Below are 18405 nucleotides of genomic sequence, written 5' to 3' on the forward strand. Positions count from 1 at the left end.
AAGCGCACCCCGGAGCGGGCAGCGTGCTGGCGCTCCCCACCGCCCGAGGCGCGGAGGCGGCTCAGCCGCGCGTACAGCTCCCGGATGCCACGGGTGCCGACAACGACCCCATCTGGGCCATCACGGGTTCCAGCTCGGCCGGGGTCATGGCGTAGCCGACGTCGTCATCGGTGTCGGAGCGGGCGAAGACGATGCCCGCGACCTGACCCGAGGTGGTCAGCAGCGGTCCGCCCGAATTACCCGGGCGCACGATACCGGCCAACGCGTAGATGTCGCGCGGAGCTCGGGAGTCGTCGTAGATGTCGGGGACGGGGACCGTGCCCTCCGACAGGATCTGCGCGCTGCCGGAGGTGAACGGACCGCCGCCCGGGTAGCCCTGCACCACGGCGGGAGCCCCCACCGCGAGCGTCTCGGCGATCGGCAGAGCCGCGGCGTCCAGTCCATCGACCGAGATCACGGCGATGTCGTCGATCGGGTCGAAGTAGACGACGCGCCCCTCGCGCGCCGGGCGGCCCGGGAGCTCCACGAGCGGGGTGTCGACCCCCGCGACGACGTGCGCGTTGGTGACCACGCGATCGTCGGCGACCACGAAGCCCGAGCCGCTCGAGGTGATGCCGCAGGCGTACGCGGTGCCCGAGATCCGCGCCACCGATTGCGCCGCCTGCGTCAGCGCAGGATCGTCGAGGGCGATGCTCGGGGTGGTCGGCACGGGGCCGATCTGGATGAGTTCGCCCAGGCGAGGGATACCGTCGGCGAAGATCGTTCCGCGCAACTCGGCGAGCGCTCCGCGCACGGGAGCGGGCGTCAGGTTGTCGATCGTGCGCACCACCGCGGAGGAGCCGAGAGCTGCGGAGACGACGGGGACCCCGACCGGGGTGAGGGAGCCGGCGACGAACGAGATCGCGAGCGCGGCGGCCGCGACGTTGACCACCCCGCCGAGGAGTCGCTCGGGGATGCGCAGCTTGATGCGGTCGGCTCCTCGACGGAAGAAACCGCCCACGGCACTGCCGAGGCCCGAGCCGATCACGAGCAGCGCGATGCCCGCGCCGATCATGGCGGGTCCGCGCCAGGCGAGGTCGGTGACCCACTGCCCCACGAACGGAAGCGCCCAATAGGCGGCGACGGCGCCGAGGGCGAGGCCCGCGAAGAAGCCGATGGTGGCGAGAAAGCCCCGAGAGAGCCCCGCGACGAGTGCGACCGCCAGAAGGGCGATCAGGGCGATGTCGACGATCGGCATCCGACCTCCTGTATTCGCATCGAGGCTAGATCGCCCGTCTGGGAGAACCCTTTCGACGCGCGGACCGCGCGTCCCGGCATCGGGGATTCGCCCTTCGAGTCGAGATGACACTAAGATCGATCCCGGAGATATGGTCACCATGACACGAACCCCTCGCCCCGAGTCCCGCGACGCCGACGTGCGCGTCGCGGTGTCGACCGTCATCTTCAGCGTCCGCCGGAACGAACACGACGAACCGGTCCTGTCCCTCCCCCTCGTCCGCCGCACCCGCGACCCGTTCGATGGGAGGTGGGCGCTGCCCGGCGGCTGGCTCGACGCAACCGAAGAGCTCGACACAGCGGCATCCCGCACCCTCGCCGAGACGACCGGCCTCACCCCCAGCTATCTCGAGCAGCTCTACGCGTTCGGGGCCGTCGACCGCTCCCCCACGCGCGTGGTCTCGATCGTGTACTGGGCACTGTTGCGCTCCGACGAGGTCGATGCGCAGGTCGCCGCGCACGCGCGGGAGGGCGATGCGCCCGAGAATGTGGAATGGTTCGACGCGACCGACCTGCCGGCCCTGGCTTTCGACCACAACGACATCGTCGAGTACACGCTCTGGCGCCTGCGCAACAAGGCCGGTTACAGCCGCATCGCGCACGGGTTGCTGCCCGACGAGTTCACGCTCGCCGACCTGCGCGAGGTGACCGAGTCGATTCTCGGCAGACGGCTCGATCCCGCCAACTTCCGTCGGCAGGTCGACATCTCCGACACGCTCATCCCGACCGAGCGCTTCCGCACCGGAAGCCATCGTCCCGCCCGCCTGTACCGCTATAACCGCGATGTGGAGCTGGCCGACCGCGGCCCGCTCCGCTCCCGTCACTGATCGGAACGCCCATGTCCGCCACCCCCCTCACCCTGCAGCCCCGTCCCGCGATCGACCCGAGCGTCGACCACGCGATCCAGGCGATCGTCGCCGGCGCCTCCACCGACGCGACCTGCACCACCGATCTCGCGGTCGGGCCCTGGGATTTCGACACGCGCCCCGGCTACGGCCCCGGCTCGTCGATGGGCGACGTCATCCCCACCGGAGCGCCTCGGCAGGGCGAGCTGCCGCAGCGGTACCGCGACGCGTCCGACGACGAGCTCGACGCCCGCATCCGCGCGGCGAAAGAGACGCTCGGCGACCGAGTCGTCGTGCTCGGGCACTTCTACCAGCGCGAAGAGGTCGTAAGACACGCCGACTACGTGGGCGACTCGTTCCAGCTCGCCAACGCCGCGAAGGACCGCCCCGAGGCCGAGGCCATCGTGTTCTGCGGGGTGCACTTCATGGCCGAGACCGCCGACCTGCTCTCGCGCCCCGAGCAGGCGGTGATTCTCCCGAACCTCGCCGCCGGCTGCTCCATGGCCGACATGGCCGACATCGACCAGGTCGAGGAGTGCTGGGAACAGCTCGAAGACGTGCTGGGTGATCTCGAGACCCCGGATGCCGAGGGCTTGGTCCCCGTGATCCCGGTGACGTACATGAACTCGAGCGCGGCCATCAAGGGCTTCGTGGGGCGTCACGGCGGGATCGTCTGCACCTCCTCCAACGCTCGCACGGTGCTCGAGTGGGCGTTCGCACGGGGACGCCGGGTGCTGTTCTTCCCGGATCAGCACCTGGGCCGGAACACCGCCAAGGCGATGGGTGTGTCCCTCGAGCAGATGCCGATGTGGAACCCGCGCAAGCCCCTCGGCGGCTCCTCCGACGCTCAGATCATCGACAGTCGCGTCATCCTGTGGCACGGCTTCTGCTCGGTGCACCGCCGCTTCACCGTCGACCAGATCGACAAGGCGCGCGCCGAGCACCCCGGCGTCCGCGTGATCGTGCACCCGGAATGCCCGATGGACGTGGTCGATGCCGCCGATGAGGCGGGTTCGACGGACATCATCCGCAGGGCCATCGCCGCGGCGACCGAACCCACCACCTTCGCGATCGGCACCGAGATCAACCTCGTGCAGCGCTTGGCCGCCCAGTACCCGCAGCACGAGATCTTCTGCCTCGACCCGGTCGTCTGCCCCTGTTCGACGATGTACCGCATCCACCCGGGCTATCTCGCGTGGGTGCTCGAATCGCTCGTCGAAGGCACCGTCGTCAACCGCATCACCGTCCCCACCGACGTCGCCGAGCCCGCCACCGTCGCGCTCGAGCGCATGCTCGCTGCGAAACCGAACGGTGCGGTGAAGTGATCACCGTCGTCGTGGTGGGCAGCGGCATCGCCGGTCTCACGGCGGCGCTGCACGCATTCGAGAACGGATGCCGTGTCACGGTCGTGACGAAGGGCGCCCTGCCCGACACGAACACGCGGTGGGCGCAGGGCGGGATCGCCGCGGTGACCTCCCCCACCGACTCGGTGGGCTCGCACGCGGTCGACACGATCACCGCGGGCGCGGGACTGAACGACCCCGCCGCCGTCGACGTGCTGGTCGGCGAAGGACCGCAGCGGATCGCGGAGCTCGTCGCGCGCGGGGTCGGTTTCGACCGCGCCGACGACGGCGACTTCTCGCGCGGGCTCGAGGCCGCTCATGCGGTCCCCCGTGTGCTGCACGCCGGCGGCGACGCGACCGGAGCCGCCATTCAGGCCGCTCTCGGTGCAGCCGTGCGTGCCGCAGCTATCGAGGTTCGCGAGCACGCCCTTCTGCGCGACCTGGTCGTCGCGGGGGGCCGGGTGACGGGCGTCGAGCTCGACGGCGGCAAACGCCTCGATGCCGACGCGGTCATCCTCGCCACCGGAGGCGCGGGCCAGCTCTACTCCCACACCACCAACCCCCTCGGCGCCACCGGGGACGGGATCGCCGCGGCGTTGCGCGCGGGAGCCGCTGTCGCCGACCTCGAATTCGTGCAGTTCCATCCCACGGCCCTGGCCGTCGGCATCCCGTTCCTCGTCTCGGAGGCGGTGCGCGGAGAGGGCGCCGTGCTCATCGACGACACCGGCCGCCGGTTCACCTTCGACTCCCACCCCGACGGCGAACTCGCCCCGCGCGACATCGTCGCCCGCGCCAACGCCCGGGCGATGACCACACAGGACGGTCGGCCCGTCCGGCTGGATGCCACTGCCCTGGGCTCCGAACGACTCGCACGGCGCTTTCCCACGATCGACGCCGCGGTACGCGATCGCGGGCTCGATTGGAGCCGCGATCCGATCCCCGTGACCCCCGCGGCGCACTACCTCATGGGCGGGATCGTCACCGATCTCGACGGACGGACCACCGTGCCCGGGCTCTACGCGGTCGGAGAGGCGGCGCGCACCGGCGTGCACGGGGCGAACCGCTTGGCGTCCAACTCGCTCCTCGAAGGAGCGGTGTTCGGAGCGCGAGCCGGAGACGCCGTGGCTCGCGGCGGCGAGTGGCCGGGCTTCCCCGTGCGCGAGGTCCCGCCTCTCGACGTCGCCCCCGCGGTGGACGCTCCCCCCTTCTCGCGCCGCGCCCTGCAGGAGCTCATGTGGGCCGAGGCGGGTCTCGTGCGCGAGGCCGCGGGCCTGGGGCGCGCCGCCACGGTGCTCGCCGCGTGGGATGCCGACGCCGCACCGCGCAGCGTCGAAGATGCGAACCTCCTCCTCCTCGCCACGCGCGTCGTGGCCGCGGCCCGTGCGCGCGAGACCTCGGTGGGCGCGCACTTCCGCTCCGATACCGAGCCCTCGGCATCCCTCATCGAACCCCAGGAGGTCCTCGCATGCTGACCCGCGCCACGATCGATCGGATCGTCTCGGCAGCCCTCGACGAGGACGCCCCCTGGGGCGACCTCACCAGCGAGACGCTCATCCCGGAACACGCGACCGCGCGCGCCGAGCTCGTCTCCCGCGTCGAGGGCGTGTTCAGCGGCTCTGCGGTGTTCGTCGCCGCCTTCACGCTCACCGACTCCTCGATCACCGTCGAGATGCAGATCGCCGACGGCGAGCGGTTCGCTCCCGGCGACACCCTCGCCGTGGTCACCGGACCCGCGCGAGGCGTGCTCACGGCCGAGCGCGTCGGTCTCAACTTCGTGCAGCGCATGTCGGGGATCGCAACCCTCACCGCGCGCTACGTCGCCGAGGTCGCCCACACCGGCGCCCGCATCGTCGACACACGCAAGACCACGCCGGGCCTGCGCGCGATCGAACGTCAGGCCGTCCGCGACGGCGGCGGCCACAACCATCGCTTCTCGCTGTCGGATGCCGTCATGGCCAAGGACAACCACCTCGCGGTGCTGACCGCGAGCGGACTGTCGGTGACGCAGGCACTCGAGAGCGCCATCGCGCGACTCCCCCACACCACGCACGTCGAGGTCGAGGTCGACCGGCTCGAGCAGATCGACGCGGTGCTCGCCGCCGGCGTCGGCACGATCATGCTCGACAACTTCTCACTCGACGATCTGCGCACAGGTGTCGCCCGTGTCGCCGGAGCAGCCCAGGTCGAGGCCTCGGGGGGCGTGACGCTTCAGACCGTGCGCGCCATCGCCGAGACCGGCGTCGATGTCATCTCGGTCGGCGCGCTGACGCACTCGGCATCCGCCCTCGATCTGGGCCTGGATATCCGCATCGAGACGGCGTGAGCCTGTACCTGGACAACGCCGCCACCACCCCCGTGCGCCCCGAGGTGCTCGAGGCCATGGCCCCCTTCCTCACGCGGTTCTTCGGCAACCCGTCGAGCCACCACGAGGTCGGTGAAGCTGCGGCATCCGCTCTCGACGAGGCTCGCGCGCAGGTCGCGGCCGTCCTCGGCTTCCGCGCGGGAGACGTGGTCTTCACCTCCGGCGGCACCGAGTCGAACAACGCCGCGATCAAGGGGCTCGTGCTGGGGTCGGGGCGTTCGCACCTCGTCACGACGGCGATCGAGCACGAGTCCGTGCTGGCCTCGGCCGACTACCTGTTACGCCTGCACGGGGTGCGCGTGACCCACGCTCCGGTCGACGACACCGGCACGCTGACGCCCGAGGCGCTCGCCGAAACGCTGCGCGACGACACGGCGCTCGTCAGCGTGGGCTACGCCAACAACGAGATCGGAACGGTTCAGGACGCCGCCGCCCTCGCCGCCGTCGCTCACGAACGCGAGATTCCCCTCCATGTCGACGCCGTCCAGGCCGCCGGGTGGCTCCCCCTGGCGGGACTCGGAGCGGATGCCATGACCGTCGCCGGCCACAAGATCGGTGCGCCGAAGGGCACCGGGATCCTCGCCGTTCGCGGGCGCCTCCCGTTCGAGCCTCTGCTGCACGGGGGCGGGCAGGAACGCGGTCGACGCTCGGGCACCCCCGACGTCGCGGGGGCGGTGGCCATCGCCACGGCGCTGACGCTCGCCGAGGCGGAGCGCACCGCCGATGCCCTGCGGGTGGGAGCCCTGCGCGAGGCCTTCACCGCGCGCGTGCTCGCCACGGTGCCCGGCGCGCGTCTCACCGGCCACCCGGAGCGCAGACTCCCCGGTACCGCCAGCTTCGTCTTCCCGGGCACGAACGGCGAGACCGTGTTGCTCGAGCTGGAGCGTCGCGGAGTCGTCTCGTCGAGCGGCTCGGCGTGTGCTGCGGGCAGCGACGAGGCCTCGCACGTGCTCCTCGCCGTCGGTCTCGATCACGACGACGCCCGCACCGCCGTGCGCTTCACGCTGCCGCACAGATGGACCGGTTCTCTCGATGCCGTCGCAGATGCCGTCGCCGTCGCCGTAACCGCCGTAGGCTCGCGCGGGTGAGTTCCACCCCCGTCACCGTCATCGTCCCCGGATTCGACGTCGCCCCCTTCGCGGAGGAAGCCCTCGGGTCGTTGCGCGCACAGACGCACCGGCACTGGACCGCCGTCCTCGTCGACGACGCCTCGACCGACGACACGGCCCGCATCTTCGCCGATGCCGCCTCCGCCGACCCCCGCTTCCGGCTCGAACGGCACACCGAACAACGTGGGCTGGGTGCCGCGCGCAACACCGGTCTCGCGCACGTCGACACCCCCTACATCGCGTTCCTCGACGCCGACGACCGCTTCCGCCCCGACGCGCTCACGCGCCTGGCCGACACGCTCGATCGCACCGGCAGCGACTTCGCCGTCGGCGCATACGTCCGTCTGCGGCCGGATGCCGACACCCCCGGCTACACCGCGGGCGAGGTGCAGCCGTGGGTCACGGCATCCACTTCTCCTGCCCGCGCGCGCACGACGATCGCGGAGCATCCCGCGGCCTCGGGCAACATCGTGGCGTGGTCGAAGATGAGCCGCGCGGAGTTCTGGCGGGCGAACGGCCTGCGTTTCCCCGAGGGGCGCTACTACGAGGACCAGGTGCTCACGCAGCGCATGTACACGGGGGCAACCGCGTTCGATGTCATCCCCGACGTCGTCGTCGACTGGCGTCAGCGCCGAGAGGGCGGGTCGATCACCCAGCGGCTCGGTGAGCTCGACGTGCTGCGCGACTATCTCGACGCGCTCGGTGAGGGGATCGCGGTACTGCGCGAGGCCGGGGCCGAGGCTGCGGTGAAGGAGCGCGGAGCGCTGATCCGCACGCTCGACCTTCCGCCGCTGCACCGCATCGCCGAGACGCACCCCGACCCGGCCTACGGCATCGCGCTCGAGGCATTCCTCGAGACGCTGCCCGGCTGACACTCCCTCGGCCACAGCGCCAACCGGATTCGCGCCGGCCGGGTTCACGCCGGCCGGGTTCGCGCCGGCCCGAGTTCGCGAGACTGCAAGACGCTGACATCTCCGCTGCAGGCTGACACCGGATTGTCAGCGGTATGCCGTCTCACGAACCCGATACCGGAACCGGAACCGGACAGAACCGTCGCAGCTCAGGCAGGCGCCTCGTCGGCGCGACGGACGGGGAGCGCGGCGTGCGCGAGACCCGCGGCGTCGTGCTGCTCTTCGGCGAGGACGAACGAGGCGGCGAGCTGCTCGGCCGCGAGGCTCGAGTACAGGCCCCCCGCAGCCAGCAGCTCGGAATGCGTCCCCGATTCGACGATGCGACCGGCATCTACGACGTGGATCCGGTCGGCGCTGATGACCGTCGAGAGTCGGTGTGCGATCGACAGCGTCGTGCGCCCGCGCGAGGCGGTCTCGAGCGCTTCTTGCACGATGCGCTCCGAGACGGTGTCGAGGGCGCTCGTCGCTTCGTCGAGCAACAACACCGGCGGGTCTTTCAGCAGCACGCGCGCGATGGCGATGCGCTGCTTCTCGCCGCCCGAGAGCCGGTACCCGCGCTCGCCGACGATGGTGTCGTACCCTGCCTCGAACGAGGCGATCACGTGGTGGATGTTGGCCGCGCGGCAGGCTGCTTCGATCTCGTCATCGGTGGCGTCGGGCCGGGCGTAACGCAGATTCTCGCGCACGCTCGCGTGGAAGAGGTACGTCTCTTGCGAGACGGTGCCGATCTCGTCGATGATCGATGCCCGCTCCAGGGTGCGCACGTCTGCTCCGGAGAACATCACCGCTCCGCCGGTCGCCTCGTACATACGAGGGGTGAGATAGAGGATCGTCGTCTTTCCCGCTCCCGAGGGGCCGACGAAGGCGACGTGCTGACCCGGCTCGACGGTGAACGAGACGCCGTCGAGCGTGGGCCGCGCCTGCACGGATGCATCGGGGTAGCGGAACTCGACGTCGCGGAACTCGATGCGCCCCACGGGGCCGGGGGCCGCCGAGACGGGCAGGGCATCGGGCACGTCGACGATCGCCGGACGCAGGTCGAGGTACTCGAAGATGCGGGCGAACAGCGCCGAAGAGGTCTGCACGTCGAGGGCGACGCGCATGAGCCCCATCAGGGGCATGAGCAACCGCGCCTGCACCGTGGTGAAGGCGACGATCGTTCCGGCTGTGATCGCTCCCGCTCCCCCGCCGATCAGGTACCCGGCCACGAGGTAGATGACCGCCGGAACACTCGACATGATCACCTGGACGACGGCGAAGAAGCCCTGACCGCTCATGGCCCGACGCACCTGCAGGCGCACCTGGTTGTCGTTCTCGGCGTCGAAGCGCGCGGACTCGGTGCGCTGACGGTTGAAGGACTTCGACAGCAGGATGCCGGACACGCTCAGCGTCTCTTGCGTGATCGCGGACAGCTCGGACAGCGACTCCTGCGTCTCTCCCGCGATGCGCGCCCGCACCTGACCGACGCGGCGCTGGACGAAGAGCAGGAACGGCATGAGCGCGACGGCGATGAGGGTGAGACGCCAGTCGATGAGGATCATCGCCACGAGCGACGCGATGACCGTGACGGCGTTGCCGAGGATGCTGGTGACGGTGTTCGTCAGCACCCCCGAGACGCCGCCCACGTCGTTCTGGAGTCGTGACTGGATCACGCCCGTCTTCGTGCGCGTGAAGAAACCGAGCTCCATGTTCTGGAGGTGGTCGAACAGACGCGTGCGCAGGTCGCCCGTGACCCGGTTTCCCACGGTCGCGGTCAGCCAGGTCTGACCGACGTTGAGTGCGGCCGAGACGAGGAACAGACCGATCATGACGCTCACGAGGACCGCGAGGAGCTGCAGGTCGGGGCTCGATCCATCGACGGGGAACAGCGCGTCGTCGAAGATGCGCTGCACGAGCAGCGGCGGGATGACGGCCACGGCCGCGCCGACGACGACGAGCAGCGCGGTGAACGCGATGCGCCCGCGATAGGGCCGGAACAGGTCGACGACACGGCGCCCGAGGTTCTGCACCCGCGGAGCCTGAGCGTTGCGGCGGCGCTGCATGTCCGCGTCCACGCCGCGGAACATGCTGCCGCCCATCCCCATGCTCATGTTCGTCAGCCTACGTCCGACCGCCGACGGTGAGCGCCGGGGCGACGATGTCGGACGCCCCCGATAGGGTCGCTTGCGGATGACCTCGAATCCGTTATCTCGATGTCGGAATACCTCGGGCCGCGCACCCGTTGTCTCCGTCGCAGTCGCCCTCCGTGGCGCCACGAAGCCCCCCGCATGTAAAGGACCTCGTCATGGCCGCCACCGGCACCATTCCCGTCTCCCGAGCGAGCACCGCGTCGTCGCCGTCGCACCGCTCCGGTCCCGTCATCGCCCTGCTCGTCGTCGCCGCGTTCGTCGTCATCCTCAACGAGACCACGATGTCGGTCGCGCTTCCGGCGATCATGGCCGACTTCGGCATCAGCGCCGCCACCGGTCAGTGGCTCACCTCGGCGTTCTTGTTGACGATGGCCGTCATCATCCCCCTGACCGGCTTCCTCCTCGAGCGCTTCCCCATTCGCGTGGTGTTCTTCAGCGCGATGAGCGTCTTCGCGCTGGGCACCCTGGTCGCCGCGCTCGCGCCGGTGTTCGGGGTCCTGCTGGCGGGTCGTATCATTCAGGCGATGGGCACCGGCGTGATGATGCCGCTGCTGTTCACCACGGTGCTGAACCTCGTCCCGGCGAACCGACGCGGTCGCATCATGGGCGTGGTGACGATCGTCATCGCCGTTGCACCCGCCGTGGGCCCAACGGTGTCCGGGCTCATCCTGTCGGTCCTGACCTGGCACGCGATCTTCTGGCTGATCCTCCCTATCGCTCTGCTCTCCATCGCGCTCGGCGCCCGCTGGGTCCGCAACGTCACCCAGACCCGCCCGGACGCGCGCTTCGACGTGCTCTCCGTCGTCCTGTCGGCGATCGGCTTCGGCGGTCTGGTCTACGGCCTCAGCGCCATCGGAGAATCGGCCTCCGGGCACACGTCCGTGCCGGTGTGGATCCCCCTCGCCGTCGGCGCGGTCTTCGTCACCGTGTTCGTCATCCGTCAGCTCCGACTGCAGCGGTCCGACTCCGCGCTGCTCGACCTGCGCGTGTTCCAGAGCCCGTCGTTCCGGCTCGCGGTACCCCTGGTCGCGATCGTGATGGCCGCTCTGTTCGGCTCGCTCATCCTGCTGCCCATCTTCCTGCAGCAGGCGCTCGGCCTCAGCAGTCTCACGGTCGGCCTCATGCTGCTCCCGGGCGGCGTGCTGATGGGCGTCATGGCGCCGATCGTCGGCCGCCTCTTCGATCGCTTCGGGCCGACTCCCCTCGTCATCCCCGGAATGCTGATCGCCGCCGCCGTGCTGTGGACGATGGCTCTGACCTTCGACCTGGGCACCCCCATCTGGTGGATCGTCACGGTCTACCTCGGCCTCAACCTCGGACTCGGCCTGGTCTTCACCCCGTTGATGACCTCCGCGCTGGGCTCTCTCCCCCGCCGGCTGTACTCGCACGGCAGCGCCGTCGTGGGCACCGCTCAGCAGGTCGCCGGAGCCGCGGGCACGGCCGGTTTCGTCGCGATCATGACCGTCTTCTCGAGCACCGCCCTCGCCGGTGGTGTCGACCAGGCCGGCGCCGTCGCGTCAGGTGTGCACGCGTCGTTCCTCGTCGGAGCCGTGATCGCCTCGGCCGCCGTCGTCCTCGCGTGCTTCGTGCGCAAGCCGGCGGAGGCGGAAGAGACCGACGCGCCCGTCAGCGCGCATTGAGTCCACACGAGGTCGGGGTCGACTGATCGGTCTCGCCCTCCCGGCGCGACGAACCGCCGCCGTGTTGGGGCACGCGCACAACCGCGTCGAGGCGACGGACACGTCGGGATGGACGACGCGGGCGCGATATGACGCGTGCGGCGCGGACTCAGAGAGAACAGGAACCGCCGCCGCAGCACTGCGACGCGGCGGGCTTGTCGTCGCTCTCACCCTCGACAGCGGGAGCGTTCAGCAGCGCGATCAGCGGCTTGGACGCGGTGGTCGCGTCGGACGTGGTGTCAGCGGACATGCGCCCCATGCTACGCCTGCGCGCGGTCACCGGGGCCGGCGTCGGCGATAACGCCGCGCTCCGGCATCCGCAACCCCCGCCCCTCCGGTCGAGACGCTTTCTAGCGTGGGAACCCCGATCGAGAAAGAGAGGCTTTCCATGACTGATCTCAGCGGCAAGCGCATCGCATTCCTGCTCACCGACGGCTTCGAGGACAGCGAGCTCACCAGCCCGTGGGATGCCGTGACCTCCGCCGGCGCCGAGGCCGTTCTGGTCTCGCCGAGCGAAGGCAGCATCACGGGCGAGAACGGCCACCAGCAGAAGGTCGACCTCTCGGTCGCGGGTGCCTCCGCGGGTGACTTCGATGCTCTCGTCCTGCCCGGCGGCGTGCAGAACGCCGACGACATCCGCATCGTGAAGGATGCCGTGTCGTTCACCCGCGACTTCTTCGACCAGCACAAGCCGGTCGCCGTCATCTGCCACGGCGGGTGGATCCTCACCGAGGCCGACGTTCTGAAGGGCCGCACGCTCACGAGCTACCCGACGCTGCAGACCGACCTTCGCAACGCCGGCGCCACCTGGGTCGACGAAGAAGTACACGTCGACCAGGGCCTCGTCTCGAGCCGCAACCCCGACGACCTGCCCGCGTTCACCGCGAAGCTCGTCGAAGAGGTCGCAGAGGGCACGCACTCGCGACAGACTGCCTGACCCCTTTGTCGGCGAGGGCTCCGGACATCGTTCCGGGGCCTTCGCTCGTTCCCGGCCTGCCACACGGCGGCCGAGAGGACTCGCCGAGCGATCACCTCCGCTCCCTCTCGCGCACTCGCCCGCATCCACGAGGGCGGCTCTGCCGCTCAATCGTCGGCCGGCAGCGCCTGACACACGGGGCACCACTGCCCGCCGCCTTTGGTACCGGGGATGTCCTCGATCACTCCACCGCAATCCGGGCACGGCTCGCCCGTGCGCCCGTGCACGCGCATCGACGCGACTTTCGCCGCCTTCTGCTCTGCGATCGGCACGCCGCGACGCGCGAGCACCGCAGCGGTGAGGGTGTCGTGCAGAGCATGGTGAAGCCGCGTGACGTCGTCCTCGCTCAGTGCGGCCGCGTGGGCCGTCGGACGCAACCGCGCGGCGAAGAGGATCTCATCGGAGTACGCGTTACCGATCCCCGCGAGAGACTCCTGCTCCTGCAGCAACGCCTTGAGCTGCTTGCGCCGACGGCCGAGGGCCTCGGAGAGCATCTCGCGCGAGTAGGCCGGGCTGGCGGCATCCGGTCCGAGCTTGGCGACCGAGGGCACCTCGTCGGCCGCGTCGACGACGTGCAACTGCACCGAGAGCCACTCGCCGGCATCGGTGATACCCAGGATCCCGTGCTCGAAGGTCACCCGAGCGATCACGGCCGCAACGGGCGCGGGGGCATCGTTCGGCGCGGGCTCGTCCCACGTCGCCCACCCGGCGCGGCCGAAGCCCACCCCCACGTGCACGCCGCCGAGATCGAGGTCGATGTGCTTGCCGTGGCGGGTGATTGCGGTCATCGTCCGGCCCACGATCTCGTCGAGGGGACGCGCACGGGTTTTCAGCGCACGCCCCTCGACGAGCTCGACGCCCGTCACCTGACGACCGGTCAGTCTCTCGCGCAGGAACAGCGCGAGCGCTTCGACCTCGGGAGCCTCAGGCACGGGTCACCGCGATCACGACTCCGCCGACGCCGGGGGCGTGCTCGGGGCCGGGTTCGAGGGCGTCGAGGTGGGCTCGTCCGCCTGTCGAGAGTGCGCGAACGAATCCGCCATGACGCGGCCCTGAATGATCTGCGTCAGGTCGATGCCGGTCGCCGCGCGCACGGCCTCGAACGACGAACGCAGGCCGGTGGCCGACTCCGCCGCGAGATGACCGCTCGCGCCCTCCCCTCCGAGAACGGTGATGTTACCGACCCGGTCGTACCCCTTGGCGAACTCGGCCATCATCGGCACGAGAGCCTCGAGGGCGCGCTGCGCGAGCAGGGCCTCCTGATTGTGAGACAGGGCTTCGGCCTCGGCGCGAATCGCCTCGGCACGGGCTTCACCGGCGAGACGGACGGCCTGGGCGTCGGCCTCCGCGCGCACGCGAACGGCGGCCGCCTCTTGCTCGGCGATCTCGGCACGGGCCTGGGCGGCCTTGATCTGCGCATAGGCCTCGGCGTCGGCATCCTTCTGACGCTGGTACAGGTCGGCGTCGGCGACGCGCGAGACCTCGGACTCCAAGCGGGCCTGGGTGTTCTGCGCCTCTTGCTGCAGAACGGCCTGACGACGCTCGGCGCGCGTGAGGGCCTCGGCCTGCTCGGCCTCGGCGTTGGCCCGACCGACCTCGGCCTTCGCCGCCGCGCTGTTCTTGTCGAGCTTGGTCTGCTCGATCAGGTTCGCCTCGTCGGTGGCGATCTGACGGGCGCGGATCTCGCGGACGGCATTGATGCGGGCGACCTCGGCCTCGCGCTTGACGCGCTCGACCTCGGTCGCACCCAGGGCCGAAATGTAGCCGTTGCTGTCGGTGACGCCTTGAATCTGGAAGGAGTCCAGAATCAGCCCCTGCGACGACAGGTCACCCTTGATGCCCTCGGCGATCTGGTCCGAAAGTCGCTGACGATCGCGCATCAGTTCTTCGACGGTCAGCGTCGCGACAACCCCGCGCAAGGCGCCTTCGAGCTGCTCGGTCGTGAACTGCTCGATCGCTTTGTCCTGGGAGGCGAAACGCTCGGCCGCGCGACGCACCTGTTCGGGGTCGGAACCGATCTTCACCAGGGCCACGCCGCTGACGTTGACCGTGACGCCGTTCGACGACTGAGCCGTGGGCTCCATCTTGATCTGACGTGCGCGCAACGAGATCATCTCGCCGCGCTGCGTCAGCGGATTCACGATGGCGCCGCCACCGGTGATGACGGTGATGCGCGAGGACTCGCCGTCCGCCCCCCTCTGCCGCTTTCCGACGATGACCAGCGCTTCGTCGGCCTTGGCAACGCGGTACCACCCGCGTATCAAGCCCGCGATGATCAAAAGGACGACGACGACAACGACGAGTGCGATGACCACGACGATGCCGATCGCCCCCAGAGCAGCAAATTCCATGGTTCTCCTTCGACAGGCGCCGCGAACCGCGGCGCGGGGGAATTCCCTCCAACCTATCCGGGCGCCTTCGGGCGCTGTCCACCCCTTCCGCGCACGATTCTCGTCCCCGGCGGGGTGGGGAGGAGCGTACCGTTGGAGGTGGGCGGCCCGAACCGCCCCAGAAGGGTCCCCCATGAAGATCGTTTCGTCGCAGGACTGGCGAGATGCCATCCGCTTCGATGCTCCCGTGCTCGTCGCCGAGGTCGTTCCCGGCGAAGCCACCCGCTGCGTCGCCTGCGGCACCGATGGTCCGCTGTACGACCGGACCGAGCTGTGGGCGGTCAAGCACCGCCACCCCAAGCACCACGGCGGGTTCGTCCGGTTCTACTGCGAAGAGCACAAGCCCGCCGCTCCCCCGCCGCCGCCCGCCCCGACGATCGAGGCTCGCCGCGCCCGCGCCGCGTCGGCCCCCAAGGAGCGTCGCGCCCCCAGCCTGAAGCCCACCCCGATCACCGATCGCCCCACGCGCGCGATGTGCCCCGACTGCTTCGTCGAGGTCTCGGCCGGTGGCGACTGCGGGATGTGCGGCGCGCAGGTCGTCTGACCGACGGCCCGTACGAACAGAACCGCCCCGGATCGCTCCGGGGCGGTTCTGTCGTTGCGGGGGTCTCAGCGCGCCGAGATCGTCCACCCGGCTTCGTGCGAGGCGCCGGGGTCGAGCGAGACGACACCCGTGTCGAAGTCGTACGCGTCGTCGTTGAACGCGTCGGGCGCGCAGGTCATCGGCTCGACGGCGAGGCCGGCGCGGTGACCCGGCGTCCCCGGGCCGTCCGGCAGGTCGGCCGTGTGGATCTGCACCCACGCGCACTCCCCCGCCCAGCTCATCGCCACACCGCTGCCCGAAGGATCGGTGAGCGTGACGGTGGCGCGGCCGTCGGCATCCCGGATCAGCCCCGTGTAGGCGTGGTCGATCTCGACGGCGCCCAGCACTCGCTCCTCGCGGAAGTCGAAGCGCTCCGCGTCGGAGGTGACGGATGCCAGCGCCACCGGCGCGAGCCGGTCCGGCGTAACCTCGAGCACGGTGTCGGCCGGCAGGCCGAGCGTCCACTCGTCGAGCATCGCCGGACCCGCGACGAGATACGGGTGGGGTCCGGTGCCCCAGGGCGCCGGCGTATCCGACAGGTTCGTGGCGCGAACGGTCTGGGTGAGGCCGCCGGCATCCAATCGGTACGTGGTCGAGACCACCAGCCACCAGGGGTAACCGGCCTGCGCGGTGACGGTCGCGGTGAGCGTCACCGCATCGTCGGACGCCTCGAGCACGTTCCAGTCCACCCACGACAGCAGTCCGTGCAGCGCGTGGCCGCGGTTCGGCTCGGTCAAGGGCAGCTGGTGCTCGAGACCGTCGAAGTGGTGGATGCCGTCGACCACCCGGTTCGGCCAGGGCGCGAGGGTCGTGCCGCGGTAGGCGGGGCGCAGCTCGTCGGCGTCGAAGGGGACGACGAGGTCGCGGCCCTCGTGCGTGAGAGAACGGAGGGAGGCACCGACGCTCGCGATCGCGGCTTCGTAGCCGTGGGCGCGCAGAACGACGGGGGTACCCGAGACCACGGTGGGGGTCTCGGTGGGAACGGCAGCGGTCATGTCGCCATTATCCCGGCCGCGGCAGGTGCACCCCGGCATCCCGTGCGTCGATTTCATCCGAACAGACGAAATGCCCCGACCCGCGGGGGTCGAGGCATTTCGGGGAGGGCGACTTACTTGAAGGCGTCCTTGACGTCTTCGCCGGCCTTCTTGACGTGAGCCTTGGTCTGGTCGGCCTGGCCCTCGGCTTCGAGGCGCTCGTTGTCCGTTGCCTTGCCGGTGGCTTCCTTCGCCTTGCCAGCAATGTTCTCCGCGGCGTTCTTGATCTTGTCGTCGAGTCCCATGGTCGGCTCCTCCCGTTGTGGTCTTCGGGTATCTCCCGATGTGCGTCCACGCTAGGTCGGCGACCCCGCGGGCGAAGGGGGGCTTGAAATTCAGGTCGTGGTGAGGCACGGATATGAATAGATTCGGAACGTGGGCATTCGTGGGGACCTTTCGTGAGCACTCTCGCCGACTTGGGCGATCTCCTCGAGAAGGCACCCGACGAGCCTCCGCGCAGCGGCCGGGCCGGTCGTGTCGTCCTCATCGTGTTCCTCGTCGTCACACTCGTCGTGCTCGGCGGAAGCGGCGGATACGTGTGGTGGGCGTCTGCGGCAGCTCTGCCTGCCCCGACGGTCACCTCGCACGCTCCCACCGCGAACGCCGGGGGTCCGGCATCCCTCGCTGTGCCCTCCGGCGGAGAGACGCTGGTGCGCGTGGACGGCGGCTCCGAGTACCTGGGTCCCGATGCGGCCCAGTCTTTCGTCGCCTCGGGCGGGAACGAGGCACGCTCGCTCGCGAGCATCTCGAAGCTCATCACGGCCCTCGTCGTCCTCGACGCCCACCCGCTGACCGGCCCCACGGATCCCGGTCCGACCATCTCGTACACCGAGGCCGACACCGACCTCTACGACCAGTTCTACGTGCAGGGTGCGGTCATCGCGCCGATGCCCGATGGGCTCAAGCTGTCGCTGCACGACTCGCTCACGACCATGCTTCTGCCCTCGGCCGCCAACTACGCCGTCGCCGTCGCCCGGTGGGGTTTCGGTTCCGAGGGGGCGTACGTGTCGGCGGCCCGTTCATGGCTGAGCAAGAACGGCCTGAACGACACCAGGATCGTGGATGCCACGGGCATCGACCCCCGCAATGCCAGCACGCCGACGGATCTGCTCACACTCGCGGGACTCGCGCAAGCGAACCCCGTCATCGCCCAGATCACCGGCACCCGCTCGGCGCAGATCACCGGCGTCGGCACCGTCTACAACACCAACGATCTGTTGGGCTCGCTCGGTATCACGGGTCTGAAGACCGGCAACCTCGGCGACGGCACCTTCAATCTGCTGTTCACTTCGTCGCTCGACGTGGGAATCGGTGCTCCCCTGAAGATCACGGGTGTCCGACTCGGCGGCGAGACCCATGACAGCACCGACGCCGATGTGCAGGGGCTGCTGCAGAGCATCAGCGACGGGTTCCACGACATCCCGCTGGGAACCGTCGGCGACGACGTCGGCACGATCACCACGCCGTGGGGATCGAAGGCCTCGCTCGTGCTCGCGCAGACCACCAAGGTCCGGACCTGGTCGGACACCCCGGTGACGGTGACCCTCGATACGACGACCCCCCAGAACTACGCCGACGGCGAGGTGGTCGGTTCGGTCGTTTGGACCGCCGGCCCGAAGACGACTTCCGCCAGCGTCAAGATCTCGGGAGCGATCGAGGAGCCGACCCTGTGGTGGCGCCTCACCCATCCGAGCGAGCTGGGCTGAGCGCCGAGAACGCCCCCGTTCGTCGAGGACGCATCGAAGGGATGCCAAGGCCTGAGCTCTCGA

The 18405-nt window shown here is 70.0% G+C and carries 17 protein-coding genes; 10 read left to right on the forward strand and 7 right to left on the reverse strand.

What is annotated here, in order from left to right:
* Nucleotides 1-61: 61 nt before the first annotated feature.
* On the reverse strand, nucleotides 62-1237 hold the full coding sequence (locus QE416_RS15270; RefSeq protein ID WP_267786878.1) for a MarP family serine protease: 1176 nt from the start codon (nucleotides 1235-1237) through the stop codon (nucleotides 62-64).
* A gap of 139 nt (nucleotides 1238-1376) precedes the next feature.
* On the opposite strand from QE416_RS15270, the gene QE416_RS15275 reads away from it, so the two are divergent.
* The 6 genes from QE416_RS15275 to QE416_RS15300 are packed head-to-tail and all read left to right on the forward strand — an operon-like array spanning nucleotide 1377 to nucleotide 7806.
* Nucleotides 1377-2102: an NUDIX domain-containing protein gene (locus QE416_RS15275; RefSeq protein WP_373458862.1), complete on the forward strand. Its 726-nt coding sequence runs from the start codon at nucleotides 1377-1379 to the stop codon at nucleotides 2100-2102.
* 11 nt (nucleotides 2103-2113) lie between these two features.
* Nucleotides 2114-3445, forward strand: a complete 1332-nt coding sequence (gene nadA / locus QE416_RS15280; RefSeq protein ID WP_307317472.1) for a quinolinate synthase NadA — start codon at nucleotides 2114-2116, stop codon at nucleotides 3443-3445.
* Entirely contained in the window at nucleotides 3442-4935 is a 1494-nt protein-coding gene (gene nadB / locus QE416_RS15285; protein ID WP_307317474.1) for an L-aspartate oxidase, read from the forward strand. Before nadA ends, nadB begins: the two co-directional genes overlap by 4 nt.
* Nucleotides 4929-5786 carry a carboxylating nicotinate-nucleotide diphosphorylase gene (gene nadC, locus QE416_RS15290; protein WP_210074319.1) on the forward strand — a complete coding sequence of 286 codons (858 nt, stop codon included), beginning with the start codon at nucleotides 4929-4931 and terminating at the stop codon, nucleotides 5784-5786. Before nadB ends, nadC begins: the two co-directional genes overlap by 7 nt.
* Entirely contained in the window at nucleotides 5783-6913 is a 1131-nt protein-coding gene (locus QE416_RS15295; RefSeq protein WP_307317476.1) for a cysteine desulfurase family protein, read from the forward strand. The genes nadC and QE416_RS15295 overlap by 4 nt, the downstream gene beginning before the upstream one ends.
* Nucleotides 6910-7806, forward strand: a complete 897-nt coding sequence (locus tag QE416_RS15300) for a glycosyltransferase family 2 protein (protein ID WP_307317478.1) — start codon at nucleotides 6910-6912, stop codon at nucleotides 7804-7806. The genes QE416_RS15295 and QE416_RS15300 overlap by 4 nt, the downstream gene beginning before the upstream one ends.
* Before the next feature lie 188 nt (nucleotides 7807-7994).
* On the opposite strand, the gene QE416_RS15305 is transcribed toward QE416_RS15300, so the two are convergent.
* Nucleotides 7995-9935, reverse strand: a complete 1941-nt coding sequence (locus QE416_RS15305; protein WP_307317480.1) for an ABC transporter ATP-binding protein — start codon at nucleotides 9933-9935, stop codon at nucleotides 7995-7997.
* Nucleotides 9936-10129: 194 nt separating this feature from the next.
* On the opposite strand from QE416_RS15305, the gene QE416_RS15310 reads away from it, so the two are divergent.
* Nucleotides 10130-11614: an MDR family MFS transporter gene (locus tag QE416_RS15310; protein WP_267786869.1), complete on the forward strand. Its 1485-nt coding sequence runs from the start codon at nucleotides 10130-10132 to the stop codon at nucleotides 11612-11614.
* 148 nt (nucleotides 11615-11762) lie between these two features.
* Here the strand turns inward: QE416_RS15310 and QE416_RS15315 are convergent, their stop codons facing one another.
* Nucleotides 11763-11903, reverse strand: a complete 141-nt coding sequence (locus QE416_RS15315) for a hypothetical protein (RefSeq protein WP_210074312.1) — start codon at nucleotides 11901-11903, stop codon at nucleotides 11763-11765.
* A gap of 138 nt (nucleotides 11904-12041) precedes the next feature.
* On the opposite strand from QE416_RS15315, the gene QE416_RS15320 reads away from it, so the two are divergent.
* Nucleotides 12042-12590, forward strand: coding sequence for a type 1 glutamine amidotransferase domain-containing protein (locus tag QE416_RS15320; protein ID WP_307317483.1), 549 nt, complete (start codon nucleotides 12042-12044; stop codon nucleotides 12588-12590).
* A 146-nt stretch (nucleotides 12591-12736) separates the two neighbouring features.
* Here QE416_RS15320 and QE416_RS15325 read toward each other — a convergent pair whose 3' ends face one another.
* Both QE416_RS15325 and QE416_RS15330 read right to left on the reverse strand, forming a co-directional pair.
* Nucleotides 12737-13561, reverse strand: a complete 825-nt coding sequence (locus tag QE416_RS15325) for a DNA-formamidopyrimidine glycosylase family protein (RefSeq protein WP_307317485.1) — start codon at nucleotides 13559-13561, stop codon at nucleotides 12737-12739.
* Nucleotides 13562-13573: 12 nt separating this feature from the next.
* The gene (locus tag QE416_RS15330) at nucleotides 13574-14980 is read right to left on the reverse strand and encodes a flotillin family protein (RefSeq protein ID WP_267786865.1); all 1407 of its coding nucleotides are present in this window, start codon (nucleotides 14978-14980) and stop codon (nucleotides 13574-13576) included.
* A 172-nt stretch (nucleotides 14981-15152) separates the two neighbouring features.
* On the opposite strand from QE416_RS15330, the gene QE416_RS15335 reads away from it, so the two are divergent.
* On the forward strand, nucleotides 15153-15563 hold the full coding sequence (locus tag QE416_RS15335) for a glucose-6-phosphate dehydrogenase (protein ID WP_210074305.1): 411 nt from the start codon (nucleotides 15153-15155) through the stop codon (nucleotides 15561-15563).
* 65 nt (nucleotides 15564-15628) lie between these two features.
* Here QE416_RS15335 and QE416_RS15340 read toward each other — a convergent pair whose 3' ends face one another.
* Nucleotides 15629-16597, reverse strand: a complete 969-nt coding sequence (locus QE416_RS15340; protein ID WP_307317489.1) for an aldose 1-epimerase family protein — start codon at nucleotides 16595-16597, stop codon at nucleotides 15629-15631.
* A gap of 113 nt (nucleotides 16598-16710) precedes the next feature.
* Nucleotides 16711-16881 carry a CsbD family protein gene (locus tag QE416_RS15345; RefSeq protein ID WP_103210933.1) on the reverse strand — a complete coding sequence of 57 codons (171 nt, stop codon included), beginning with the start codon at nucleotides 16879-16881 and terminating at the stop codon, nucleotides 16711-16713.
* A 153-nt stretch (nucleotides 16882-17034) separates the two neighbouring features.
* Here QE416_RS15345 and QE416_RS15350 point away from each other — a divergent pair, with 153 nt between their 5' ends.
* A complete protein-coding gene (locus QE416_RS15350) occupies nucleotides 17035-18342 on the forward strand; it encodes a D-alanyl-D-alanine carboxypeptidase family protein (protein ID WP_307317492.1) in 1308 nt (435 codons plus the stop codon).
* Nucleotides 18343-18405: the final 63 nt, after the last annotated feature.

The sequence above is a fragment of the Microbacterium sp. SORGH_AS_0421 genome (assembly GCF_030818635.1).
Classification (GTDB): domain Bacteria; phylum Actinomycetota; class Actinomycetes; order Actinomycetales; family Microbacteriaceae; genus Microbacterium.